This window comes from Caulobacter sp. GW821-FHT09B08 (assembly GCF_059418225.1).
Map to the genome: position 1 here is coordinate 869,855 of NZ_JBWKPL010000001.1, position 24,585 is coordinate 894,439.

The following is a 24,585-nucleotide window of genomic DNA, read 5'->3' on the forward strand; positions in this document are numbered from 1 at the left end:
GAGGCGCAAATGGGCCGGGACGGCCCGGGGGTCAAGGCGCCCTTCTAGCAAACTGGTGCGACAAAAGAAAAAGGGCGGTCCGTTTCCGGACCGCCCCCTGTCTTTCGGATCCCGCCGAAGCGGGTCCCGGCCTGGCTTAGAAGTTCACGCGGAGCGAGATCTGAGCCGTGCGCGGGGCGCCGATGTAGCCGTAAGGCTGGTTGGTCACGCCGTAGAGCGACTTGGTCGCGGCCGAAGCGGCCGTGATCTGGGTGCCCAGGCTGCCGTAGTACTCTTCGTCGAACAGGTTCCAGATGTTCAGCTGGACATAGGCGCCCTTCAGAACGTTCTCCAGGGTGTAGCGAGCGTCCAGGTCGAACACGGTGTAACCGTCGACGGCCAGGTCGTTCAGGTCGGTGGCGTAGCGCTTGCCGGTGTACTTGCCTTGGACGCCGATCTGGAACGGACCTTCTTCGTAGTTGATCCGGCCGCCGAACATGTACTTCGGGGTTTCGACCAGCTGTTTGCCGTTGATCGGGGCGTAGACGCCCGCGCTCGTCTGCAGCGGATCCTGGTACTTGGCGTCGGTGTAGGTCGCCGAGGCGGCCAGCGACAGTTCGTCGGTCAGACGACCGCCGACTTGCCCTTCCAGGCCCTTGATCTCGACCGAGCCGACGTTGCGCTCACGATACGAGTCGGTGTCCGGGTCGTAGGTGGAGACGACGCGGTTCTTGAACTCGGTCTTGTATGCGCTGGCCGTGGCGTAATAGCCCGGCATGTTGAAGCGGTAGCCCACTTCGCCGGTCTTGGTCGCTTCCGGAGCGGCGTTCAGCGAGCCGATCGAGTTATCGGCCAGACGCTTCACCGTGTAGTAGCTGTCGGTCTTCAGAGCCGAAATCTGCTCCGAATAGCTGGCGTAGACGGTGTTGTGGCTGTCGAAGTCATACGACACGCCGACGTTCGGCAGGGTCTTCTTGATCTTCGCGGTGTAGGCGAAGGGCTTGATGTACTGCGTCGACGAACCGGCGAACTGGACGTTGCCGTTGGCCAGGGTCGTGCTCGGAACCTGCGTGGTGCAGAGCACGGTGCTGGTGCCGTTCGAGGTGTAGCAGTACTGGTTCAGCTCGCGGGTGAATTCCTTGTGCTGGACACCCAGGGTGATGTTCAGCTTGTCGTCGAGGAACTTGCCGCGATATTCGCCGGCGATCTGGCTCAGCTCGGCGATCGAGAAGCGGTCGCGGAAGCGCAGCAGGGCGCCGTCGGCGCCGACGATGCGGTCGCCGCCCCAGGTTTCCTTGCCGCCGAACCAGTTCTTCATGAAGCCGGTTTCCTGGTCGACGTAGCCGGCTTCCGAGGTCTGACGGTGACGACCGCGGTCGAAGGTGTAGGCCAGACGGAAGGTGTTGTCTTCGTTCAGCTTCCAGATCAGCGAGGTGTTGACGCCGTAACGACGGGTGTTGGTGTTCGAGGGCGACATGTAACGGACCGAGTCCATGCAGTCGCCGTCGCCGTTCAGGTCGACGCCGCGGTTGGTGGCCGAGATCGTGCCGACCTTACAGCTGGCGAAGGTGGTGGCCGTGCCGACCAGCTTGGCGTCGTATTCGTTGATCGACACCTGCTGGGTGCCGCCGTTGGCCATGGTGTACTGGAACGACGGGTCGAAGGTGAAGATCAAGCTGTCGGTGATGGTGAAGCGCGACTTCATCCGCAGGTTGCCCGTGTTCGACGGGTTGATGCGGCCGCCCCACCAGTTCGAACCGTTGCCATCGACGTCACGGACGCCGGCGACCTTGGTCGGCTTGATCCAGTCGTAGATGCCGGTCGTGGCCGTGGTGTTGTTGCGGTAGTCCCACTCCCAGCCGTACTGGGCGGTTTCGGGGATGATCGACAGATCCGTCGTGCCCAGCTGGGCGTAGTTGTAGTTGAAGTTGCGGTTCAGGTTCCAGTTGGCCGACAGGCTGACGTAGTCGCCCTTGGAACCAATGTCCTGCCAGATGCGGGCGTTGAGCTGGGTCTTCTCCAGATCGCCTTCACCCTTGAACTTGTCGTACTTCTGATACGAGCCCGAGACCCAGGCCTTGGTGCCGAACGGGCCGAAGGCGCCGGTGTTCAGCAGGCCGAAGATGCGGCCGTAGTTGAAGCTGCCGTACGAGGCGACGATCGAGCCGCCGGCTTCTTCGGTGGGCTTCAGGGTGGTGTAGTTGATGACGCCGCCGGTGGCCGAGATGGTCGGGGTGTCGACGTCGGTCTGACCGGTGGTGACCGAGGCCTTCTCGATCAGTTCCGGGTCCAGCTGCTGGTTCGAGTACAGCGCGTAGTTGCCGGTGTCGTTGGTCGGGATGCCGTCGAAGGTCAGCGAGATACGGGCGCCGTCGAAGCCGCGCAGACGGATGTTGCCGCCGCTGGTGCCGTAGGGGTCGTTGTTGGTGAACGACAGGCCCGGAACCATGTTCAGGGTCTGCAGGATCGTCTGACCCGGCGCCTGGTGGCTGATGAATTCCTGGCTGATGGTCGAGCGCGACTTCGGCGCGGTCTCGGCCAGCACGGCGCCGGCGATCGACTTCTGGCCGGCGGCGGTGACCACCACGCTATCGACTTCGGTCGTACCCGACGACTGGGCCATGGCGGCCGTGGCGCTCAGCAGGCAGCCGACCAGGGCGGTCGACGCCAGAGCGGCGATCTTTTTCGTCATCATCTTGATCTATTCCCCTCGTTCAGGCCGCAACGGGAGTGCATGAAAGCCCGCCGGACCACGTGATTGAGAGGCTCTGTAGCGGCCTATTTAGAAGGTTTGGTGACGGAAAGGCCACGATCGCGGATAAACCGATCCGCAGGGGCGTCTTTGCAACACATTTAGTCAGCGCCCTCTTACTTGTGCGGGAGAAATCAGCGTGGCCCTTGATGAAACGGCGCGAGCGAATCGGGCGCGGGCCTGGCGGCTGACCCTCATCTTGGTTGGGGTTCTGACGATTTTTCGCGTCATCGCCCTGTTCGTCACCCCGCTGGAGTTGTACCCGGACGAAGCCCAGTACTGGCTGTGGTCCAGGCATCTGGATTTCGGCTATTTTTCCAAGCCGCCGGTCATCGCCTGGCTGATCTGGGCCACCACGCAAATCGGTGGCGACGGCGAGGCCTGGCTGCGCATCGGCTCGCCCCTGCTCAACGCCGCCACGGCCCTGATCGTGGCCCGGATCGCCACCCGCCTTTACGGCGAGCAAAGGGGCGGAACCTGGGTGGGCCTGGCGGCGGCGGCGGTCTTCACCCTGATGCCGGGCATCCAGCTGTCGTCGGTGCTGATCACCACCGACACCCCGCTGCTGTTCTTTCTATCGTTGATGATCTGGGCCTGCGCGGCCCTGCCCGACGCCTCGCCCCGCACCCGGATCTGGGTCGCCGCCGGCATGGGCGCGGCCCTGGGGATGGCGTTCCTGTCCAAGTACGCGGCGATCTACGCCCTGGCCAGCCTGGGGGCGCATCTCTTCCTGTCGCGCCAGGCCCGCCGCGCCTGGACCCCGGCCATGGCGCTGGCCTTCTTCGCCACCCTGTTCGTGGTCTTCGCCCCGAACATGATCTGGAACTACCAGCACCACTTCTCGACCCTGGAGCACACCGCCGCCAACGCCAACTGGAAGAGCGGCAAGCTGTTCGACCTGGGCGAGCTGGCCGGTTTCGTCGGCTCGCAGTTCGGGGTGTTCGGCCCCGTGCCGTTCGGCGTGCTGGGCGGCGGGGCGATCCTGCTGGCCGCCCGCAAGCGGCTGGAGGCGGCCGACGTCATGCTGCTGTGCTTCGCCCTGCCGCCGCTGGTGACGGTGGCGGCGCAGGCCTTCGTGTCGCGCGCCAACGCCAACTGGGCCGCCGCGGCCTATGTGGCCGGCGCGGTGCTGGTGGCCGCCTGGCTGCTGCGCTGGGAGGCCCGCCGCTGGCTGGTCGCGGGCCTGGCCCTGCAGGCGGTGCTGGCGGCGCTGTTCCTGGTCTGGGTGATCCAGCCGCGCACGGCCGAGGCCATGGGCGTGGCCAACGCCTTCAAGCGCGCCCGGGGCTGGGACCAGACCGTCCAGGCCATCGTCGAGCGCACGCGCGAGGAGCAGGCCCTGCACGGCGGCCTGACCGCCGTCGCCGTCGACGACCGCTTCCTCTATAATGTGGCCGCCTATTACGGCCGCAACTACTTCGGCACCCCGGCCGCCCCGCCGCTGCGGATGTGGGTCCACGAGATCGCCGCCCGCAACCAGGCCGAGGCCGAGGCCCCGCTGGACGCCGCCCTGGGCCGCCGGGTGCTGATCGCCAGCCTGGACGGGACCTATCGGGGCAAGATCCAGCAGGACTTCGCCACGACCTCGGATCTGCAGATCGTCAGCGTACGGCTGGACAGGAAGCGCTCGCGGCGCACCGACCTGTTCATCGCCCAGGGATTCCAGCCCGTACCCCGCGATCCGGTGACGGGGCTGCCGCCGGATACGCCTTGGAAGGACCCGGCAACGAAGTAGCGGCTAACACTTGCCCCCTTCGGGCCTGCGGCCCTCCTTCCCCCGCAGGGGGAAGAGGACGAGCATTTAGGTCCTCCGCCCCCTACGGAGGCGGACAGACGGCGCAGCCGTCAGGTGGGGGCAAGTAGGCTGCCCCTCAGACCCCGACCTCGAAATCCGCCTCGGTCTTGGCCTTGACCTCGTCCACCGTCACGCCCGGGGCCAGTTCGATCAGCTTCACCGGCGTCTTGCCGCGATTGATCTCGAAGACGCCCAGCTCAGTGATCAGCAGGTCCACCACCCCCGCCCCTGTCAGGGGCAACGAGCAGCGGTGCAGCAGCTTGGGCGCGCCGGACTTCTCGCAGTGGTCCATGACCACCACCACGCGCTTGACGCCGGCCACCAGGTCCATGGCCCCGCCCATGCCCTTGACCATCTTGCCGGGCACCATCCAGTTGGCGAGATCCCCGTTCTCGGACACCTGCATGCCGCCCAGGATCGAGAGCGCGATGTGGCCGCCGCGGATCATCGCGAAGCTGTCGGCCGACGAAAAGTACGAGCTGCTGTCCAGCTCGGTGATCGTCTGCTTGCCGGCGTTGATCAGGTCGGCGTCCTCCTCGCCCTCGTAGGGGAAAGGGCCCATGCCCAGCATGCCGTTCTCGCTCTGCAGCGTCACGTGCATGCCTTCGGGGATGTAGTTGGCCACCAGGGTCGGGATGCCGATGCCCAGGTTCACGTAGAAGCCGTCTTGCAGCTCCTTGGCCGCCCGTTCGGCCATCTGGTCGCGCGTCCAGGCCATTACACGGACTCCTTCGGACGGGTGGTGACGCGCTCGATGCGCTTCTCGAACTTGGCGCCCTTGATCAGGCGGTCGACATAGATGCCGGGGGTGTGGATGTTGTCCTTGTCCAGAGCGCCGATCTCCACGACCTCTTCCACCTCGACGACGGTGGCCTTGCCGGCCGTGGCCATCATCGGATTGAAGTTGCGGGCGGTCTTTCGGTAGACGAGGTTGCCCTCGGCGTCGGCCTTCCAGGCCTTGACGATCGACAGGTCGGCGACCAGGCCGCGCTCCATAACGTACATCTCGCCGTCGAATTCGCGGGTTTCCTTGCCCTCGGCCACCAGGGTGCCGACCCCGGTGCGCGTGAAGAAGGCGGGGATGCCCGCCCCGCCGGCGCGGATGCGTTCGGCCAGGGTGCCCTGCGGATTGAACTCCAGTTCCAGCTCGCCGGAGAGGTAGAGCTGTTCGAACAGCTTGTTCTCACCCACATAGGACGAGACCATCTTCTTGATCTGGCGGTTCTCCAGCAGGATCCCCAGGCCGAAGCCGTCGACGCCGCAATTGTTGGAGACCACCGTGAGATCCTTGACGCCCGTCTCGCGGATCGCCGCGATCAGGTTCTCGGGAATCCCGCACAGGCCGAACCCGCCGGCCATGATGGTCATGCCATCGAATAAAAGACCCGCCAGCGCTTCGGCGGCTGTGGACTTGACCTTGTCGACCATGGTTCCTCCCGGAGCGACGTTCGCCGATTGCTCTGAACCGGCGGGCGGAGAAATTCAACTCTTGATGAATAAAATTTCGATGCGTGGAGAGTAGCGGCGTGAGCGAACAAGCCAGCCCCCAGGACGCTAACATCGACGGCGCGATGCCCGCCACCTCCGGCGTGCTGCTGACCCTGGCCCATCCGGCCCTTGAACGCTCTCGCGCCAATCGCGCCCTGGCCAAGGCGGCCAAGGGGCTGGAGGGCGTCACCTTCCACGATCTGTACGAGACCTATCCGGACTTCGCGATCGACATCGAGGCCGAGCAGGAAAAGCTCTTGGCCCACGACGTGATCGCCGTGCAGTTCCCGCTCTACTGGTACGCCACCCCGGCCCTGCTGAAGGAGTGGTTCGATCTCGTCTGGCTGCACGGCTTCGCCTATGGGCTGGACGGCAACGCCATGGCCGGCAAGCGCCTGTTCGCCGCCTGCACCACCGGCGGAGCGGCCAAGGCCTATCACGCCCACGGCTACAACCGCTTCACCCTGGACGAATATCTGCGCCCGCTGGAGCAGACGGCCTATCTGTGCGGCATGGTCTGGGAGACGCCCTTCGTGGTGCACGGGGCGGCGGTCAAGGACGACGAGGAGCTGAAGGCCGAGGCCTTGCGCTACCGCGCCCGCATCGACTCGCTGCGCACGCCCCTCCCCGACGCCGAGCTCGGGGCGTGAGCATGACGGGCGAAAACGACAAGACAAACGCCGCGACCGGAGGAATGACCGACCGATGCCGTTCCTGATTCAAGCCCTGGTCTATCTCGGCGCCGCCGTCATCTCGGTGCCGATCGCCAAGCGCCTGGGTCTCGGCTCCGTGCTGGGCTACCTGATCGCCGGCGTCGTCATCGGCCCCTTCGCCCTGTCGCTGGTGGGCGAGCAGGGCGACATCATGCGCTTCGCCGAGTTCGGCGTGGTGATCCTCCTGTTCCTGATCGGGCTAGAGGTGCAGCCGTCCACCCTGTGGGACATGCGCAAGGCGATCTTCGGCTTCGGCGGGGCCCAGGTAGTCGGCACCTCGGTGGCCATCGCCGGGGTGTCGATGCTGCTGGGCCTGCCGTGGCAGACGGCCCTGGCCGTGGGCATGGTGCTGGCCATGTCGTCCACCGCCATCGTGCTGCAGACCCTGGACGAGAAGGGCCTGCGCCAAGGCCCCGTCGGGCGCGCGGCCTTCGGCATCCTGCTGCTGCAGGACCTGGCCGTGATCCCGATGTTCGCCCTCCTGCCCACCCTGGCGACCATCGCCCCCACCGTCCACGCGGCGTCGGGCGGCCACGGCGGCAGCCTGGTCGAGCACCTGCCACGCTGGGCCCAGGGCCTGTCGGTGCTGGCGGCCGTGGGCGTGGTGGTCGGCGGCGGGCGCTATCTGGTGCGGCCGATCTTCCGCTTCATCGCCGAGGCCCGGCTGCGCGAGATCTTCACCGCCGCGGCCCTGCTGATCGTGGTGGGCGTGGCCAGCATCATGCAGACCGTGGGCCTGTCGCCCGCCCTCGGCGCCTTCCTGGCCGGCGTCGTCCTGGCCGAGAGCGAGTTCCGCCGCGAGTTGGAGACCGACATCGAGCCCTTCCGGGGCCTGCTGCTGGGCCTGTTCTTCATCACCGTCGGGGCTGGTATCGACCTGAAGCTGATCGCCGCCCAGCCGCTGGTGCTGATCGGCCTGGTGCTGGGCCTGATGCTGCTGAAGTTCCTGGTGCTGTTCGGCCTGGCGCGCCTGTTCGGGGCGCCGGCCCGGGGCGCGGCCGCCGTGGCCGTCGCCCTGGCCCAGGGCGGGGAGTTCGCCTTCGTGCTGCTGACCTTCACGGTCGGGGCCGGCGTGATCGGCGCCACCCTGGCGGCCCTGCTGACCGCCGCCGTCGCCGTCTCCATGGCCCTGACGCCGGTGGCCATGATCCTCTACGAGCGCATCGCCCAGATGTTCGACGCGGCCATCCCCAAGGTGACGCCCGACACCGGGGCGTTCGAGGACGGCGAGCCGGACATCATCATCGCCGGCTTCGGCCGCTTCGGCCAGATCACCGGCCGCCTGCTGACCGCCAACGGCTTCCGCTCCACCGTGCTGGACAGCGACATCGAGCAGATCGACCTGCTGCGCCGCTTCGGCCGGCGGGTGCACTATGGCGACGCCACGCGGATGGACCTGCTGCGCGCCGCCGGCATCGAGCGGGCGCGGATGCTGATCGTCGCCCTGGACGACCGCGAAAAGACCGTCGAACTGGTCGAGACCGCCCGCAAGGCCTTCCCGGACCTGGTCATCCTGGCCCGCGCCTGGGACCGTCGCCACGCCTACGACCTGCTGGCCAACGGCGCCGACGCGGTCGAGCGCGAGACCTTCGAGGCGGCCCTGGCCCTAGGCACCACCGCCCTGCAGAAGCTGGGCTACCGCGCCCACCGCGCCCACCGCGCCGGCGCCATCTTCCGCCGCCACGACCGCAGGTCGTTCGAGGATCTGCGCCCCGTCTGGGGCCAGGAGGAGGCCTATATCCTGGCCTCGCGCGACGCGGCCCAGACCATGGACAAGCTGCTGAACGCCGACCTTGCACGTTTGCGTCCCGGCGACGCCGCCGGCGCCTGGGACACCGCCACCCTCGACGAGGAGCTGAAGGAACGGGCCGAACGCGAGGCCGCCCGGCGCGAGGGGGCGAAATAGAGTCGGGAACCGGACTCTCCGGCGGGCCTTCCTTTCATCAGGAAGGTTCGAACCGATGCGGTATTTCTTTCAGCTCAGCGACGGCCACGTCCTGACCGACGACGAGGGCGAGCTGTTCGACGACCTGGACGCCGCCAAGGTGGAGGCCGCCCGGATCGCCGGCGAATGGCTGCGCGACAACGCCGACGAGTTCGCCCAGGAGGGCGCCCTGCTGGTCGAGGTGCTGGACGAACGCCGCGCCGTCCTGGCCACGGTCGCCGTCGAGGCCGACACGCCGACGGGGACGATGCACTAGCCGGGGACATGTCCATGGACGTGTCCCCAACCGCCGCTGGGCGTGGAAGGGGACACGCACGAGTGCATGTCCCCGGCCGTGAGCCTTACAGCAGCCAGCCGCCCACCACGTGGTGCTGGGCGTCCAGGTAGCCCTGCTGGGTCAGGGTTCCGATCGTCCAGTTGTCGAGGATCACCGTGCCCATGCCCACGGCGCTGATCTGCACCGCGTCGGCGTGGCGGTCGCCGTTGGTGTCGATGTCCTTGAAGCTCGGCTTCAGCAGGTTGTCGACCAGGCTGTCCAGCTGGCTCCAGCCCAGATTGCCGAACAGGCCGCCCAGCTGGTCGCGCAACGGGGTGACGATGTGGTCCTCGCCCGGGTTGAAGTCGGTGATGTGGTCCACGCCCGACAGCAGGCCGAAGACGAAGTCGTCGGCCCCGGCCCCGCCGGTCAGCAGGTCGTTGCCGAGACCGCCCTCCAGGGTGTCGCGACCGGCCCCGCCGTCGATCTTGTCGTTGCCGGCGCCGCCGATCAGGTGGTCCGAACCGCCGCCGCCGTTGATCGTGTCGTTGAACAGTCCGCCGGTATAGGTGGTGTCCTTCTCGCCGATGTCGGTGAAGCTGTTGGTCTTGAGCAGGCCGCCCGACAGGCTGCGGTTGTCGCCGGCCTCGCCCACCGTGATGCTGACCGTGATCGGGGCGGTGTAGCCGCCGTGGCCGTCGGTGGCGGTGTAGGTGAAGCTGTCGACGACGGACTGGCCGGCGGCGAGCTGGTCGAAGCTGTCGGCGTCGGCCACGTAGCGGACCTGGCCGTTCTCGATGCTGATCGAGGCCCCCAGGGCCGACTTGGCGCCCGACAGCGACGCGATGGTCAGGCCGTCCAGGTCGATGTCGTGGTCGTTGGCCAGCACATTGACCAGGATCGAGGCGTCCTCGGCCACCGAGGCCGCGTCGGCCGCCCCCACCGGCGCGTCATTGACCGCCGTCACGCCCAGCTGGACCGTCACCAGGCCCGACACCCCGCCATAGGCGTCGTGCGCCGTATAGGTGAAGCTGTCGCCGCCGTTGTAGTTCGCGCCCGCCGTATAGACGAACGAGCCGTCGGCGTTCAGCACCAGGGTCCCGTAGCTCGGACCCTGGCCCAGCACCGCCGTCAGGGCGTCGCCGTTCAGGTCGCTGTCGTTGGCCAGCACGCCGTGGGCGGCGTCGACGGTCAGGACCGTGTCCTCGTTCACCGTGAACACCCCGTCCAGGGTCGCCACCGGCGCGGTGTTGACGAACAGCTGGGCCAGGATCGCGTCGTGGTCGGTGGGCTGGTTCACCGCCGCCTGGCCGGTGTTGAGGTGGACGTTGTCGAACACCGCCCCGGCCAGCAGGCTTTGCGAGACCAGCAGGTTGTCGATTTGCTGGGCGTTGCCTTCGAAGATGTAGGAATAGCGCTCCTCGGCGCTGAGCGTGCGGGCCAGGTTGTAGAGGGCGCCGCCCGCCTCCAGCAGGGTCAGGCTCTGCTCGTAGTAATAGGCGTTGAAGTCGCCCATCACCGCCACGTGGGCGTCCGGATCGGCGGCCAGCAGGCCGGCCACGTAGTCGCGCACCGCCGTGGTCTGGTCCACGCGCCGGTCGTCGCCATTGTTGGCCGCCGGCTGGTTGGCGCCGAACAGCGGGTCGCTGCCGCCGCGCGAATAGTTGTGCACGTCGATGGCGGTGATCGTCTCGCCGTGGAAGACGAAGTCGGCCGCCAGCGGGTTGCGGCTGTTGTTGAAGGCGTTGGTCGAGCCGGTGGTGTCCTGGATCAGCCGGGCCGAACCCTCGACATAGTCCACCCGGTCGTCGCGATAGAGGAAGGCGCTGCGGATGTTGCCGTTGCTCTCGCCGCCGGTGCTGTTGTTGGCGGTCGGGGCGATCTCGACCCAGCTGTAGTGCGGGCCGCCGGCCGCCTCGATGGCCGCCACCAACTTGTTCAGCGTGTCCGCGCCGCTGTAGTTCGTGCCATTGCCCGACCCGTCGGCGTCCTGGATTTCCTCGACGCCGATGATGTCGGGCGCGCCCAGGTTATGGGCGATGTCGTAGGCCAGGGCCTCGAACTTGGCGTCCGAGTCCTGGGGCGAGATGTTCTCGAGATTATAGGCGCCGATGGTCAGGTGGCTGGCGTCGCCGGCCAGGGTGGTCGTTTCCTGGGCCACCGTCCCGGCGCTGGTGGTGTTCTCCACCGAGGTCGCCAGCAGTTCGTACTCGCCGCCGTAATAGCTGATCACCCCGGTGACGTCGCCCAGGTGGTCGCCCAGCACGTAGCCGGCCGAGAAGCCCGGGTTCACCCCGCTGTCGGCATAGATCAGGATCCGCTCGGGATTGTTGTCGCCGTCCGAGACGGTGACCCCGCCGCGGTCGTTCAGCCCCGTGGCGTTCGCGCCGTTGTCGGCCACCACCCAGGTCTGGCCCTGATAGGTGGCGCCGGTAGCCTGGGCGTCGTGGATCGTCACCACCATGCCCTCGATCGACTCGTAGAAGTCGACGCCGTCCGTGGCCGGATCGAAGCTGGTCAGGTGGTCGTCGTCGATCACCGTGGTCGGGATCGCCCGACCGCCGGCGCCCAGCAGGGTGGCGGTCACCGTGCCCGTGCCGATCACGCTGATGGTCGGGGCGGTGATCTCGGTGATGGTCAGGTTGGTGGCGACGCCGCCGTTATACTCGTCGACCGTGCCGGTCACCTTGACCAGGTCGCCCACCTGCACCGTCGGGATGGCGTTGGTGAAGACGAAGATGGCGTCGGAGGTGGCGTCGTTGCCGTCGCCGTTCGGGTCCTGGATCCAGAAGCCGCGCGAGCCGGTGGTGTCGATGGCCGTGACCACGCCGGTGGTCGAGACGGTCTGGCCGTCATAGGCCGAGGTGTGGCCCGCGCCCTGGATGTCGTAGATGCCCAGGTTGGCGAAGTCGTCGTTGACGATGGTGGCCTGGCCCACCGCGTCGACCAGGGCGGCCGCGCCGCTGCTGACCACCAGGTTGGAGAGGTTGACCACGAAGCTTTCGTTCGGCTCGGGCGTGGCGTCGCCGTTGATCGTCACCGAAACAGTCTGGCTGTTGGGACCACCGACCGTGAAGTTCAGCGTGCCGTGAGTCTCGGCATAGTCCTGGCCGGCCGTGGCCGAGCCGTTGGCGGTGGCGAAGTCGACCGAGAAGGCGCCGGTGGCGTTGGTGCGGGTGACGGTGAAGGTCGCCACCGTGGTCCCGGCGTCGCCCTCGGCGATGGTCACGTCGCTGATCGAGACATTGGCGCTGGGCGTGCCGCCGTCCGAGACGGTGAAGCCGGTCTTGTAGGTCACCGGATTGACGTCATCCAGCGACCAGTTGGCCGAATTGGAGATGGCCGACAGGATCTCGGCCTTGGTGCCCGTGGTCGTGCCCACATAGGCGCCGTTGTCGGTCCCGAAGCCCAGGGCCGTGCTGCCATAGGCCAGGCCCGTGGGGATGGCCGAGGTGTTGGAGTTGGTCGCGTCGCCGGCATAGGTGACGTTGTTGTCGGCGTAGTCGAGGGCGAACAGCGGCGTCGCGGTCGCGCCCGAGCCCTGGTAGGCGATGACCTGGTCGCCCGAGGTGGAGGGGTTGAACGTGCCGGTCAGGCCCGTGATCGTCACCACTGTGCCGGCCGCCGCCCCGCCCGCCGGGGCCGTGTAGGTGACCACGCCCTCGCCGGTCCGGAAACCGCCCGCCGCCAGCCAGCCGTTGTCGGTGAAGCTGATCGTCGTGCCGGCGTCGACCGCCGTCAGCAGCACGAACGAGAACGACTTGCCGGCGGTGTCGGCGCTGTAGCCGATCAGGGCGATGTCGCCCACGGTCAGGGTGGTGGCCATGTTTCCTCCGAAGGGGGTCTTGTTCTGGATGTCGGTTGCGGGGCGCTGGCTCTGGGCGGGTCGGCTGTTCTAGGAGATTCCAGCAAGTCCCTGGTCGGAATCGAGCCTAGAAGCGCTCGATGACAGGACGATGTCGAAGTTTTCAGCAGATCGCAATCGAGACGCGGCAAGCTTGGCCTTGGTTATACGAGGCACGCTTTTCGAATATAGAAGCTACGGTCGCAATTATTGTCTTCGTCAGAACACGTCGTCGCGATGGACTTTTGACGATGAACTTCACGCGCTTTCAGGACTGCCCACGGACGTTCGAGATACCTCCGGTATCCGATCCTTTCCCGCGACTGAAAGGGACGTCCGCGATGCCTGAGGCGAGTTGGGAGGATTGCAACCGAAAGGTTCGCGTTTCGAGTCGGAAGGAAATTCTTACTTACTTGATCGGATCGGCCATCCGCCGGCACCCCCGACCCCGCCGCCCGATTGATTGGCGCCTCCGCTTCTCCTCACCCGTGAAACGGGGGAGGTGTCCGCGAAGCGGACGGAGGGGGCGTCCGGCCGCCGCACGACCGAAGGTGGGGACACGCACTCGCCCCATAGCCGAGAATCCCCTCGAAGGGCTCTGCCGCGAGTGCATGTCCCCGGCGATTCAGCGGTCATGGCTGGGGACACACGCATGCGTGTGTCCCCATCAGCAGGCGCTCTATCCCTAGCGGATAGCGATCAGAGATCAGCGATTTCAATCACTTGAAATTTCCCGACCTAAGTTATCCCCCTCCTCCGAACGGCCCGTATCCTTGTCTCACCTCGTCGCAGGGAAAGGGCGCATGGCCAGCGACCGATGCGGCGGCGGGGGGCGATCGAGCGGGACTGGGCTGGAGGGGGTTACTCCAGCGTGTCCGGGGACTTCCATCGTTGGGAAGCCCGCCCGCCGTCGGCGTCGAACGGGGATAAAGCGCGTGTTTTGCCCATAGGTCCGCGCCCCCGGCGTCCGGGACCGCCCGAAACGGCGGAACCGGGTCCGGCTAAGCCTCAACAGGGCTGCCTACCGGAAGCTGGCGGATAACGGTTGCGCGGAGCGAACGGGCTTCGTCGAAACGGTACACACAAACACACACTCCGGACGTCGTCCGGCGCTCCGCGTCCCTTTCCACACCTTCAGCGGCTGGCCGTGTGAAGCGGCGGAGCCGCGCCCACACACTCAACGTTAAGCCGCGCCCCCTTAAGCTCCGCGTCCATGAGCAACCGTCCTTCCTCCGCCGGGGTCACGCCCGAACAGCTGGCCACCCTGAGCCACGAGTTCCGCACCCCGCTGAACGGCGTGCTGGGCATGGCGCGGCTGCTGGAGGGCACCCGCCTGACCGCCGAGCAGAAGGCCTATGTGGGCGCCCTGCGCGAGAGCGGCGATCACCTGCTGTCGCTGGTCAACGACGTGCTGGACTTCGCCCGCCTGGGCGCCACGGCCATCGAGCTGCACACCGCCCCGGTCGACGTCGAGAACCTGCTGCGCCAGGTCAGCGAGCTGCTCAGCCCCCGGGCCCATGAGAAGAACATCGAGATCGCCTGGGCCGCCGCGCCCGGCCTGCCGCCGATCCTGGCCGACGAGGGCCGCCTGCGGCAGGTGCTGCTGAACTACGCCGGCAACGCCATCAAGTTCACCGAGACCGGCGGGGTGCTGATCAGCGCCGAGCTTTCCGGTGAAGGCCGCGTGCGCTTCAACGTCCGCGACACCGGGCCGGGCGTCGCTCCGGAAGCCCGCGCCGCCATCTTCGAGGCCTTCGTCCAGACCGATCCTTCGCACCAGGCCCTGCTGGGCGGGGCGGGCCTGGGCCTGGCCATTGTGGCCCGCCTGGCCGGCGCCATGAACGGCGAGGCCGGGGTCGGCGGCGAATACGGCCAGGGCGCCGACTTCTGGTTCGAGGCGCCGTTCGACTTCGCGCCCGACGAACCTGTCGACTTGCCGCTGACCGGCCGCTGCGTGGCCGTCGCCTCGCCCAACGCCATGGTCCGCGAGGCCGCCGTCCGCCAGATCCGCGCCAGCGGCGGCCAGGCCTTGGCGGGCGAGACCGTCGCCGCCGCCCTGAAGGGCGCCCCGGCCGAGGCGGTGCTGCTGCTGGACGCCGCGCTCCCAAACACGAAGGGGGGCGGACCGCGCGGGGCGCCGAAGGCTCCGGCCGGCCGCGCCGCCGTCGTCCTTCTGACCCCCGAACAGCGCGACCGCATCCCCAAGCTGAAGGCCGCCGGCCTGGGCTATCTGATCAAGCCCCTGCGCCGCGCCTCGCTGATCGCCCAGGTGCTGGCGGCCCGCCCCGTCGCCAAGGCCGCCCCGGTCGAGGCCGCGCCCGCCGCCCCGGTCCACGAGGACGACCGCATCGCGCCGGCCGCCGCGCCGGGCGTCCGCGTGCTGCTGGCCGAGGACAATCCGATCAACGCCCTTCTGGCCCGCGCCCTGCTGGAGCGCGAGGGCTGCAAGGTCGACCGCATCGCCAGCGGCGACGAGGCCGTCCAGGCCCTGTCGCGCGGCTTCTACGACCTGATCCTGATGGACCTGCGCATGCCGGGCCTGAACGGCATCGAGGCCACCCGGGCCCTGCGCGAGAAGGGCGTCACCACCCCCATCGTCGCCCTGACCGCCGACGCCTTCGACGAGGACCGCCGCGCCTGCCTGGCCGCCGGCATGAACGACTTCCTGGCCAAGCCCCTCACCCCGCCCGCCCTGCGCGGCGTGCTGACCAACTGGACCCAGCTGGGCCCCCGAGGCCTCGGCTGGACGAAACCCGCGACGCGGGCCAAGGTCGCCGGCTGATGGCGGGGGCGGTCCTCGCCTCGGGGGAACGCCACCAATGACCGACGACGCCGAGGCCACGCCGCAGAAGAAGAGCCTGCTCCAGACCCTGGCCTTCTTCGGCGAGCGCCGAAGCCTGGTCATGCTGGGCCTGGGCTTCGCTTCGGGCCTGCCCTACATGCTGATCTTCGACACCCTGTCGCTTTGGCTGCGCGATGCGGGCCTGTCGCTGGCGGTGATCGGCTTCTTCAGCCTGGCCACGCTCAGCTTCTCGTTCAAGTTCCTGTGGGCGCCGCTGATCGACCGCACCAAGGTGCCGGTGCTGCACGGACTCCTGGGCCATCGCCGCGCCTGGATGCTGGCCTGCCAGGCGGTGATCATCCTGGGCCTGCTGGCCATCTCGACCGTCAATCCGGCCGCGAACCTGCCACTGATGGCGGCCATCGCCGTGATCGTCGGCTTCGCCACCGCCACCCAGGACATCGTCATCGACGCCTGGCGGATCGAGGTGGTCGACACCGACCGCCAGGGCCAGATGGCCGTGGCCGTGCAGTGGGGCTATCGCGGGGCCATGATCATGGCTGGCGCCGTGCCGCTGCTGCTGGCCGAGCGCTTCGGCTGGAACATCTCCTACCTGGCCATGGCCGGGGCCATGGCGGTGGGGGTGATAGCCACCCTGTCGGCGCCGCGCGAGGCGGCCCACGTCATTCGGCCGATCCACGCCGACGACGTCAGCCAGCCCAAGGCGCTGGAGATCGTCGAATGGTTGGTCCGCCTGGCCATCCTGGTGGTCGGCGCCCTGCTGGTCGGCTCGGGCCTGTCGGGCGACGCCAGCTTGCTGTCCAAGTTCGTCGGCGGCGAGGCCCTGGCCGACGCCTGGAAGGACAAGCAGACCGGGATCTGGCTGCAGCTGATCGGCGTGCTGGCGGGGCTGACGGTGATCGTCCTGGCCGCCTGGCCGATCCCCAAGGTGCGGACCAAGCCGGGCGTCTACCTGTCCACCGCGCTCTATTCGCCGCTGAAGGAATTCCTGACCCGCTTCTCGGGCGTGGCCGGCCTGATCCTGGCGGCGATCTGCGTCTACCGGGTGTCGGACTTCGTGCTCAACATCATGAACCCGTTCTACCGCGACATGGGCTTCTCGCTGACCGAGATCGCCGAGATCCGCAAGGTGTTCGGCATCATCGCCTCGATGGTCGGGGTGTTCCTGGGCGGGGTCGTGGTGGCCCGCTTCGGCCTGATGAAGGCCCTGATCATCGGGGCCTTCGCCCAGCCGATCAGCAACCTGATGTTCGCCCTGCTGGCCATGAGCGGCCACAACACCGGCATGCTGTTCGCCTCGATCTGCATCGACAACATCGCCGGCGGCGTCGCGGGCACCGCCCTGATCGCTTACATGTCCAGCCTGACCACGGCGGGCTTCACGGCCACGCAATACGCCCTGTTCTCCTCGCTCTACGCCCTGCCCGGCAAGCTGGTGGCCTCGCAATCGGGGCGGATCGTCGAGGCCTCGGCCCACGCGGCGGAGGTCGGCGGCCCGATCGGCGCCTTGAAGGGCCTTTTCACCCGTCTGCCGCCCGAAAGCTTCACCGCCGCCGGCGCCAAGCTGGGCGTCAGCGCCCCGGCCATGGCGGCCGGCTACACGGCCTTCTTCATCTACACCGCCCTGATCGGGGTGGTGGCCATCGCCCTGTCGTTCATGGTCGCCGCGAGACAGCCGGCGCACATGGCGGCGAAAGCCGGAAAGGACGACCCGTTCGCCTAGGTCTCGCTCTTGAGGCACACCACCTGGGCCACCCTCAGGTCGCGGCGCAGGCCGTCGGCCACGCGGCCGTAGTTCTCGGTGGTGATCGCCTCGCCCAGGGCGAAGCTTTCCGGACGGCGGCGGCTGGACTTGAGCAGGTCGCCGATCGTCTCCTGGGCGGTCGTATAGATCCGCCCCCGGCGCGGCGATTCCGCCACCGTCACGCCGATCACCCGGCCGGCGCTGTCCAGCGCCGGGGCGCCCGATAGGCCCGACAGGGTGCCCTTCAGATTGTCGGTCCGCCCGACCTCGGCCCAGACCAGCACCGGCTCGACCCGGGCGCCGCGTCCCCGGATGACCAGGTTCTCGCGACCCAGCAGGCGCGAGGTGACCTCACCCGGATGGCCCTGGGGGAAGCCGGGATGATAGGCCCGCTCTCCGCGCCGAGGCGGCTCGGCCACGCCGCGCAAGGGCACGGCCGGCGCCCCGCCGTCGGTGGTCAGTATGGCCGCGTCGCCGGACGGGTCCAGGGTGACGCGCGCCGCCACGCCCCGGCCGTCGGCCACGACGATGGCCGCCTCGCGGCAGCCGTCCACCACATGGCGGGCGGTCAGCCACGAGCCGCCGTCATCCACCGAGAAGGCCGTGCCGCTGCCGGGCTGGCCCTTCTCGGGCACCTGGACGACGACAGACGGATCGAACGGCGAGGCCGGTCCCAGCGGCAAGCCGACGTCGCCGGGCACGGGCGGCGGCGGCGGCGGGGCGTCCGAACGCTCCTGCCGGCCGACGGCCACGACCAGCAGGGCGCTGACCACCGCCCCGTAGATCAGCCAGTCGGGAAGCTTGGGGAAATGCACTGGACCCGCCCCGCTCGCCCGCCCCTAGCCGGCCACCGCGGCGGCCAGGATCAGGGCCGTGGCGATCTTGGCGCCGACCAGCAGGGCGGCCGCCGCCACCTCGCCCTCGTTGATCCGCTCGGGCAGGCCCTTGAGCAGCATGTCGGTGATGCGGAAAACCAGCAGCTGGACCGCGATGGTCGACACGCCCCACAGCACGATCTCCAGCGGCGAGACCGAGGCCGACAGCGAGGTGGCCAGCGGAATGGCCAGGCCCACCATCACCCCGCCCAGCGACAGGGCGGCGGCGGCGTTGCCCTCGCGGATCAGCTTGATCTCCTTGTGCGGGGTCAAAAGGGCGTAGAGCGCCGTGCCCAGCACCAGCATCACCAGGGTGATGCCCGCGTGCATCAGGGTCAGCGGCAGGCCGCTGGCGAAGGCCTGGATCTCGGGCGACTGGAGCTGAGACGGCATGAAGACGGTAATCCCCGGAACTTGAGGGACGCATTGCTAGCACGGGTTCGGCGGCCATGCGTAGAGGGCTCGTCGGCGACGCGATCAGCCCTCTTGATCGGCGTACCGCACCACCGCCCAGCCATAGGCCCGGATGCGCCAGGCGCCGTCTTCCCAGGCCTGGACGAACGACCAGCCGCCGTCCTCATCGAAGGGCTTGCCATCGCGGACGCCGACCCAATGGGTGGGCAGGGTGAAGTAGACCGTGTCGCCGGTGTGGCCGAAGTCCTGCGGCGCGCCGAACGCATGGCGAAGGTCGGCGATGGCCCCGACATGGCGGGCCATCAGCTCGCGCCAGTGGGAAAGGCCCGCCTGGCCCGTGAAGACGTGCGGCGGGAAGTTCTCGAGGATCGTGACCGCGCCGGTCGAGAAGACGCCGTCCAGCACGGCGAAATCGGCCGTTTCGAGGAACCGCGCCAGGGTCCGGGGGCCGGCCATCATGGCCGCGTCCGGCCCAGCGGCGCCCTGCGACATCTAGGCGGCCGCCTCGTCCTCGTCGTCCAGCACGCCGGCCATGGCCGCCATCGACAGCTTGCGCAGGGCGCTGGCGCGGACCTTCTCGCTCTCGCTCTTCAGCTGGCCGCAGGCGGCGAGGATGTCGCGGCCCCGGGGCGTGCGGATCGGCGAGGAATAGCCGGCCCGGTTCAGGATCGCGGCGAACGCCTCGATCGCCGCCCAGTCCGAGCACTGATAGTCGCTGCCTGGCCAGGGATTGAACGGGATCAGATTGACCTTGGCCGGGATGCCCTTGATCAGCTTGACCAGGGCGCGAGCCTCTTCGGGGCTGTCGTTGACGCCCTTCAGCATCACGTACTCGAAGGTCACCCGGCGGGCGTTGCTGATCCCCGGATAGGCGCGGATGCCGGCCATCAGCTGGTCCAGCGGATACTTCTTGTTCAGCGGCACCAGCACGTCGCGCAGCGGATCGTTGGTGGCGTGCAGGCTGATGGCCAGCATGGCCTGGGTCTTCTCGCCCAGGGCCTGCAACTGCGGCACCACGCCCGAGGTCGACACCGTGATCCGGCGACGCGAGATGGCGATGCCCTCGTTGTCGCTGATGATCTCGATGGCGTCGGCCACCTGGCCCAGATTGTAGAGCGGCTCGCCCATGCCCATGAACACGATGTTCGACAGCAGGCGGTCTTCCTTGTCGGACGGCCATTCGGCCAGGTCGTCCTTGGCGATCTGCACCTGGGCCACGATCTCGGCGGCGGTCAGGTTGCGCACCAGGGCCTGGGTGCCGGTGTGGCAGAAGCTGCAGTTGAGCGTGCAGCCCACCTGGCTGGAGACGCACAGGGCGCCGGCCCGGCCGACCGACGGGATGTAAACGGTCTCGACCTCGATACCCGGCCCCATGCGGATCAGCCACTTGCGGGTGCCGTCCTTGGACACTTGGCGCTCGACCACCTCGGGACGCGCCACGGTGAACCGCTCGGCCAGCCGAGCCCGGGTCTCCTTGGCCACGTCGGTCATGGCCGCGAAATCGGTGACGCCGCGATGGTGCATCCAGCGAAACAGCTGGGTGGCGCGCATCTTGGCCTTGCCGTGCTCGACCACGCCGCTCTCGGTCAGGGCGGCGACCAGCTGCGGGCGGGTCAGGCCCGACAGGTTGGTCAGGGGCTTGGGAGCATCGGGCTTTTCAGCCATGCGCGACAGGTCGAGGGTGACGCTCAAGGGGCGGTCCGGGGGCAAGGATTTTCAGGATCGAGGCGAGGATATAGCAGCTCGCGCCGCTTTTTCCAAAAGGACGGGGCGTCGCGGCGCCGCGGGGCGCGTGAGGCGGATTCACCATCGTCGTTTGCCGCCTGTTCACCGTCCTGGGCGACAATGCCCGATCTCTGGGGAGTCGGGCCTTGCTCATGACCACGTGGAAACGCCTTGCGACGCGCCTCGCCGCACGCCTTGTCGCGCCCTGGGGCCGCGACGAGCGCGGGGCCATCGCCGTGCAGTTCGCCCTGCTGCTGCTCCCCATCACCATCCTGGCCTTCGCCCTGATCGACGTCAGCCGGGCCAGCGTCCAGAAGCGCCAGCTGCAGGACGCCCTGGACGCGGCCACCCTGATGGCCGCCCGCTCGACCGCGACCACCAACGCCGACCTCGACACCATCGGCGACGCCGCCCTGGCCACCGAGATGAGCGGCTTGGGCGTGAGCCTGACCTCCGGCAACTCGACCTTCCAGCTGGGCGACGACAACACCGTGGTCGGCACGATCCAAGGCGTGATCATCAAGCCGATCATCGCCAATCTCTGGAGCAAGACCGACACGCCGATATCGGCCACCTCGACCGTGATGCGCTCGGTCAACAAGCTGGAAGTGGCCCTGGTGCTGGACAATACCGGCTCGATGGCCAGCAGCCTGGGCAAGGGCGGCAGCAAGATCGACGCCCTGATCACCGCCTCCCAATCGCTGGTCGACGTGCTGGCCGCCGCCGCGAGCCGCGCCACCGAGACCGACGCGGTCAAGCTCGCCGTGGTGCCGTTCTCGATGACGGTCAATGTGGGCGCCACGACCCCGAGCGCGGTCACCTGGCTGCGCGGCAGCCTGCCCTCGACCTATGGGGCCGACACCTTCAACGACGGCGCGCGTCCGGATCGTTTCGCGCTGCTGACCGCCATGGGCCTGAGCTGGAGCGGCTGCATCGAAAGCCGGCCGGCCCCCTACGATGTCACCGACGACGCCGCCGATGCGTCCACGCCGGCCAGCATGTTCGTGCCGTTCTTCGCGCCCGACGAGCCGGATTCCTCGTACAAGATCTACAAGAGCTCCGGCTCGAGCAGCACCTATACCTATACCAACTCGGTTTCGAACGACTACGCCAAGGACTACCTGGCCAGCCCCAACGCCTGGAACTCGGAGACCGCGTTTCTCCGCCGCCAGGGCCTGACGTCCAAGTACGTGGCGGCCAACCTGCGCAGCGGCGCGAGCGACGTGGACGGCGGCCCCAACGACGGCTGCGGCATCACCAGCGTGCTCAAGCTGACCAACCTGAAGAGCTCGGGCGGCACCAATACCGTCAAGGCCAAGCTCAAGACGATGGTCGCGTCGGGCAACACCAACGTGGCCATGGGCGCGATGTGGGGCTGGCACATGATCTCGCCCAACAGCCCGTTCGCCTCGGCCGCGCCGGCGGACGCCAAGATCTCGGCCTATGGGACCAAGAACACCACCAAGGTGATCGTGCTGCTGACCGACGGCGACAACGTCATGAGCGAGAGCAACAACGAAAACGACTCCACCTACAGCGGCTACGGCTATGTCTGGCAGGGGCGCCTGAAGAACAAGTCTGGCACGGCCTTGGTGGCCGGTTCCAGCGCGACCGACCGCATGAACGCCATCGACGACCGGCAGTTGATGGTGTGCTCAAACGCCAAGGCCAAGGGCATCCAGATCTATTCGATCGGCGTGGGCGTGTCCTCGCACTCCAAGGGAATCTTGCAGGCCTGCGCGAGCAAGTCGGACATGTATTACGACGTCACCGACGCGGCCCAGCTGACCTCGGTGTTCAACACCATCGCCGGCTCCATCCAGAACCTGCGGATCACGAAATAAGGACCGCTCTTCCCTCTCCCCTTGCGGGAGAGGGTGGCCTCGCGGAGCGAGGTCGGGTGAGGGGTTGAAGAACAGAAACGCCGCGACCAGCCTTTCAGCTGTCGCGGCGTTTTGCGTCTGTGCGACCCCTCATCCGTCGGCTTGCGCCGACACCTTCTCCCGCAAGGGGAGAAGGATCCGCTCCCTACGCCAGCTTGATCTCGCGCAGACGCTGCTGGAGGAACTCGTCGGCGGTGATCGATTCCGGATAGCGGTCCGGATTTTCGGCCGTGATCGTGTTGGGCAGGGTCTTGATCTCGTAGTCCGACGCGAAGTGCAGGAAGAACGGCGTCGAATAGCGCGCCACGCCGCGGCGCTCGGGCGGCGGGTTCTGCACGCGGTGGATCGTCGAGGGCAGGACGTGGTTGGTCAGGCGCTCCAGCATGTCGCCGATATTGACGACGATGCAGCCCGGGGGCGGGTTGATCGGCAGCCAGTCGCCGTTGCGGTCCAGGAGTTCGAGACCCCCTTCTTCCGCGCCGAGCAGGAGCGTGATGGTGTTGATGTCGCCGTGGGCCCCGGCCCGCACGCCGGTGGCGTCCTGCGGGATCGGCGGATAGTGCAGCAGGCGCAGCACGCTGTTGCCGTTCTCGACGGTCGGCTTGAAGAAGTCGCGGTCCAGCTTCAGATAGGTGGCGATGGCCTCCAGCACCTTGCCGCCCATGGTGTCCAGCGCGTTGTAGAGCCAGGACACATCGTGCTTGAAGGCCGGAATCTCGGCGGGCCAGACGTTGTCGGCCATGGTGGCGCGGAAGCGGTGGCCGGGCGGCAGGTCGCGGCCCATGTGCCAGAATTCCTTCAGGTCGTGGTGCGTGGCGCCCTTGGCGGTCTCGACCCCGAACGGGATGTAGCCGCGCGCCCCACCCTTCACCCCGGCATATTGCTTCTTGGTCTCGACCGGCAGGGCGAAGAAGGCCTTGGTGTCGGAAATGGCCGCGTCGATGCGGTCCTGCGGCAGGTCGTAGTCGGACAGCACCGCGAATCCGTAGCGCTCGAACGACGCGCCCAGCTCCTGGGCGAACCGCTGGAAGTCCTTCGAATAGAGGGTGAACGAGACGGGTTCGATGGCGGATGCGGACACGGGCTTGAGCCTCGAAATGAAGTAAGACCGCGCTTACTACACCGGCCGGGGCCGGAGCGCCAAGCGCGGCGGAGGGTTTGTTCATCCCCGGGTCATCGGCGATGTCGGAACTTGACCATGGACGGGGCGTTCTGCCTGCCAAGGGATCACACGGCGCGCCGTGGGATCAAGAGCGGCTGACTACCTAGCCCGCTCGGGACGCCAAGACACGACGCCAAAGAGGAAGACCGACATGATTAAGAAAACCGCCATCGGCCTGGCTTTGACGGGCGTGCTCGCCCTGGGCGCCTGCACCACCACCGACCCCTATACCGGCATGCCCGTGCGCAACAACACCGGCACCGGCGCCCTGACCGGCGCGGGCATCGGCGCGGCCCTGGGCTATCTGACCAACACCAACAAGGGCGAGCAGGGCCGCAAGAACGCCCTGATCGGGGCCGGCATCGGCGCCCTGGCCGGCGGCGCGGTCGGCAACTACATGGACCGTCAGCAGGCCGACTTCCGCCGCAGCCTGGAAGGCTCGGGCGTGATGATCCGCCGCAACGGCGACCAGATCGTGCTGGTCATGCCCAGCGACGTCACCTTCGCGGTCGACAAGTCCGAAGTGCAGCCGCAGTTCACCCGCGTGCTCGACGACGTGGCCCGCACCCTGAACGCCTATCCCCAGACCACCATCGACATCGTCGGCCATGCCGACAGCAGCGGTCCGGACGACTACAACCAGGCCCTGTCGGAGCGTCGCGCCGGCTCGGTGGCCAGCTACCTGACCAATGTCGGCCGGGTCCTGCCCGACCGGGTCTTCGTGGCCGGCCAGGGCGAGCGCCAGCCGATCGCCAGCAACGACACCGCCGAAGGCCGCGCCCAGAACCGCCGGGTGGAGATCATCCTGCGCCCGCTGACGAAGTAGACCGATCACCGGCCGGGGACACACGCATGCGTGTGTCCCCATCAGCCAGCGCCGTGAGGTGGGAAGGGTGCGAAGCGCCCGGGCCTCGCCCGGATGATTTGCAGTTTTGAATACCGTTTCGACGACGCTAGAGCGCTTCGCGCGACCGTTATCCGAAAGCCCGCGACGCTGAACCCTGTTAGGGCCTCGCCGCCTTGAAGCCTCCGACGGGCGGAACCAGGCCAACGCGCCCGGTCCCGGACCGCGAGCGCATCACCGCCCGCCTGCTGTTCTGCCGGCCCCCATCCAACGCCGTTTATTTTCGAGGCCCGGCCGGCACCAGATGGACGAGGTTGGTCCTCCGAAGAGGACCACCGACAGAGCTTCCCGCTCGATCGCCCC

General features: G+C 67.9%; 17 protein-coding genes. 8 read left to right on the forward strand and 9 right to left on the reverse strand.

Features of this window, described 5'->3' with window-relative positions:
• Nucleotides 1–136: 136 nt before the first annotated feature.
• On the reverse strand, nt 137–2,674 hold the full coding sequence (locus AC07OA_RS04160) for a TonB-dependent receptor (RefSeq protein ID WP_494662495.1): 2,538 nt from the start codon (nt 2,672–2,674) through the stop codon (nt 137–139).
• Between the two features lie 196 nt (nt 2,675–2,870).
• On the opposite strand from AC07OA_RS04160, the gene AC07OA_RS04165 reads away from it, so the two are divergent.
• On the forward strand, nt 2,871–4,466 hold the full coding sequence (locus tag AC07OA_RS04165; RefSeq protein WP_494662496.1) for an ArnT family glycosyltransferase: 1,596 nt from the start codon (nt 2,871–2,873) through the stop codon (nt 4,464–4,466).
• A 136-nt stretch (nt 4,467–4,602) separates the two neighbouring features.
• Here AC07OA_RS04165 and AC07OA_RS04170 read toward each other — a convergent pair whose 3' ends face one another.
• Together AC07OA_RS04170 and AC07OA_RS04175 are read right to left on the reverse strand one after the other, a co-directional pair.
• Entirely contained in the window at nt 4,603–5,244 is a 642-nt protein-coding gene (locus AC07OA_RS04170; protein ID WP_494662497.1) for a 3-oxoacid CoA-transferase subunit B, read from the reverse strand.
• On the reverse strand, nt 5,244–5,954 hold the full coding sequence (locus AC07OA_RS04175; RefSeq protein WP_494662498.1) for a CoA transferase subunit A: 711 nt from the start codon (nt 5,952–5,954) through the stop codon (nt 5,244–5,246). Before AC07OA_RS04175 ends, AC07OA_RS04170 begins: the two co-directional genes overlap by 1 nt.
• Before the next feature lie 143 nt (nt 5,955–6,097).
• Here AC07OA_RS04175 and AC07OA_RS04180 point away from each other — a divergent pair, with 143 nt between their 5' ends.
• From AC07OA_RS04180 to AC07OA_RS04190, 3 genes are read left to right on the forward strand one after another with little or no spacing between them, the layout of a single operon-like run.
• A complete protein-coding gene (locus AC07OA_RS04180; RefSeq protein WP_494662919.1) occupies nt 6,098–6,664 on the forward strand; it encodes an NAD(P)H-dependent oxidoreductase in 567 nt (188 codons plus the stop codon).
• A gap of 55 nt (nt 6,665–6,719) precedes the next feature.
• Nucleotides 6,720–8,633 carry a monovalent cation:proton antiporter-2 (CPA2) family protein gene (locus AC07OA_RS04185; RefSeq protein WP_494662499.1) on the forward strand — a complete coding sequence of 638 codons (1,914 nt, stop codon included), beginning with the start codon at nt 6,720–6,722 and terminating at the stop codon, nt 8,631–8,633.
• A 55-nt stretch (nt 8,634–8,688) separates the two neighbouring features.
• Entirely contained in the window at nt 8,689–8,928 is a 240-nt protein-coding gene (locus tag AC07OA_RS04190) for a DUF6894 family protein (RefSeq protein WP_494662500.1), read from the forward strand.
• A gap of 85 nt (nt 8,929–9,013) precedes the next feature.
• On the opposite strand, the gene AC07OA_RS04195 is transcribed toward AC07OA_RS04190, so the two are convergent.
• A complete protein-coding gene (locus AC07OA_RS04195) occupies nt 9,014–12,754 on the reverse strand; it encodes a cadherin-like domain-containing protein (protein WP_494662501.1) in 3,741 nt (1,246 codons plus the stop codon).
• A 1,231-nt stretch (nt 12,755–13,985) separates the two neighbouring features.
• Between AC07OA_RS04195 and AC07OA_RS04200 the strand changes: the two genes are divergently transcribed.
• A complete protein-coding gene (locus tag AC07OA_RS04200) occupies nt 13,986–15,554 on the forward strand; it encodes a response regulator (RefSeq protein WP_494662502.1) in 1,569 nt (522 codons plus the stop codon).
• A 37-nt stretch (nt 15,555–15,591) separates the two neighbouring features.
• Nucleotides 15,592–17,298, forward strand: coding sequence for an AmpG family muropeptide MFS transporter (locus AC07OA_RS04205; RefSeq protein WP_494662503.1), 1,707 nt, complete (start codon nt 15,592–15,594; stop codon nt 17,296–17,298).
• On the opposite strand, the gene AC07OA_RS04210 is transcribed toward AC07OA_RS04205, so the two are convergent.
• The 4 genes from AC07OA_RS04210 to rlmN all read right to left on the reverse strand — a co-directional run bounded on the left by AC07OA_RS04210 (nt 17,295) and on the right by rlmN (nt 20,300).
• Nucleotides 17,295–18,134, reverse strand: a complete 840-nt coding sequence (locus AC07OA_RS04210) for a S1 family peptidase (RefSeq protein ID WP_494662504.1) — start codon at nt 18,132–18,134, stop codon at nt 17,295–17,297. The genes AC07OA_RS04205 and AC07OA_RS04210 overlap by 4 nt on opposite strands.
• A 24-nt stretch (nt 18,135–18,158) precedes the next feature.
• Nucleotides 18,159–18,587 carry a DUF350 domain-containing protein gene (locus AC07OA_RS04215; protein ID WP_494662505.1) on the reverse strand — a complete coding sequence of 143 codons (429 nt, stop codon included), beginning with the start codon at nt 18,585–18,587 and terminating at the stop codon, nt 18,159–18,161.
• Nucleotides 18,588–18,671: 84 nt separating this feature from the next.
• Nucleotides 18,672–19,100: a hypothetical protein gene (locus AC07OA_RS04220; RefSeq protein WP_494662506.1), complete on the reverse strand. Its 429-nt coding sequence runs from the start codon at nt 19,098–19,100 to the stop codon at nt 18,672–18,674.
• Nucleotides 19,101–20,300: a dual-specificity RNA methyltransferase RlmN gene (gene rlmN / locus AC07OA_RS04225; protein ID WP_494662507.1), complete on the reverse strand. Its 1,200-nt coding sequence runs from the start codon at nt 20,298–20,300 to the stop codon at nt 19,101–19,103.
• Nucleotides 20,301–20,485: 185 nt separating this feature from the next.
• Here rlmN and AC07OA_RS04230 point away from each other — a divergent pair, with 185 nt between their 5' ends.
• Nucleotides 20,486–22,177: a TadE/TadG family type IV pilus assembly protein gene (locus tag AC07OA_RS04230; protein ID WP_494662508.1), complete on the forward strand. Its 1,692-nt coding sequence runs from the start codon at nt 20,486–20,488 to the stop codon at nt 22,175–22,177.
• A gap of 184 nt (nt 22,178–22,361) precedes the next feature.
• Here AC07OA_RS04230 and AC07OA_RS04235 read toward each other — a convergent pair whose 3' ends face one another.
• Nucleotides 22,362–23,297: an isopenicillin N synthase family dioxygenase gene (locus AC07OA_RS04235; protein WP_494662509.1), complete on the reverse strand. Its 936-nt coding sequence runs from the start codon at nt 23,295–23,297 to the stop codon at nt 22,362–22,364.
• A 232-nt stretch (nt 23,298–23,529) separates the two neighbouring features.
• Between AC07OA_RS04235 and AC07OA_RS04240 the strand changes: the two genes are divergently transcribed.
• Nucleotides 23,530–24,204 carry a YiaD family glycine zipper/OmpA-like lipoprotein gene (locus AC07OA_RS04240; protein ID WP_494662510.1) on the forward strand — a complete coding sequence of 225 codons (675 nt, stop codon included), beginning with the start codon at nt 23,530–23,532 and terminating at the stop codon, nt 24,202–24,204.
• Nucleotides 24,205–24,585: the final 381 nt, after the last annotated feature.

Coding starts and splice junctions, on each gene's coding strand:
- AC07OA_RS04160 (WP_494662495.1), bottom strand. CDS start 2,674: ATGATGACGAAAAAGATCGCCGCTCTGGCGTCGACCGCCCTGGTCGGC.
- AC07OA_RS04170 (WP_494662497.1), bottom strand. CDS start 5,244: ATGGCCTGGACGCGCGACCAGATGGCCGAACGGGCGGCCAAGGAGCTG.
- AC07OA_RS04175 (WP_494662498.1), bottom strand. CDS start 5,954: ATGGTCGACAAGGTCAAGTCCACAGCCGCCGAAGCGCTGGCGGGTCTT.
- AC07OA_RS04180 (WP_494662919.1), top strand. CDS start 6,098: ATGCCCGCCACCTCCGGCGTGCTGCTGACCCTGGCCCATCCGGCCCTT.
- AC07OA_RS04185 (WP_494662499.1), top strand. CDS start 6,720: ATGCCGTTCCTGATTCAAGCCCTGGTCTATCTCGGCGCCGCCGTCATC.
- AC07OA_RS04190 (WP_494662500.1), top strand. CDS start 8,689: ATGCGGTATTTCTTTCAGCTCAGCGACGGCCACGTCCTGACCGACGAC.
- AC07OA_RS04195 (WP_494662501.1), bottom strand. CDS start 12,754: ATGGCCACCACCCTGACCGTGGGCGACATCGCCCTGATCGGCTACAGC.
- AC07OA_RS04200 (WP_494662502.1), top strand. CDS start 13,986: ATGAGCAACCGTCCTTCCTCCGCCGGGGTCACGCCCGAACAGCTGGCC.
- AC07OA_RS04205 (WP_494662503.1), top strand. CDS start 15,592: ATGACCGACGACGCCGAGGCCACGCCGCAGAAGAAGAGCCTGCTCCAG.
- AC07OA_RS04215 (WP_494662505.1), bottom strand. CDS start 18,587: ATGCCGTCTCAGCTCCAGTCGCCCGAGATCCAGGCCTTCGCCAGCGGC.
- AC07OA_RS04220 (WP_494662506.1), bottom strand. CDS start 19,100: ATGTCGCAGGGCGCCGCTGGGCCGGACGCGGCCATGATGGCCGGCCCC.
- AC07OA_RS04230 (WP_494662508.1), top strand. CDS start 20,486: ATGACCACGTGGAAACGCCTTGCGACGCGCCTCGCCGCACGCCTTGTC.
- AC07OA_RS04240 (WP_494662510.1), top strand. CDS start 23,530: ATGATTAAGAAAACCGCCATCGGCCTGGCTTTGACGGGCGTGCTCGCC.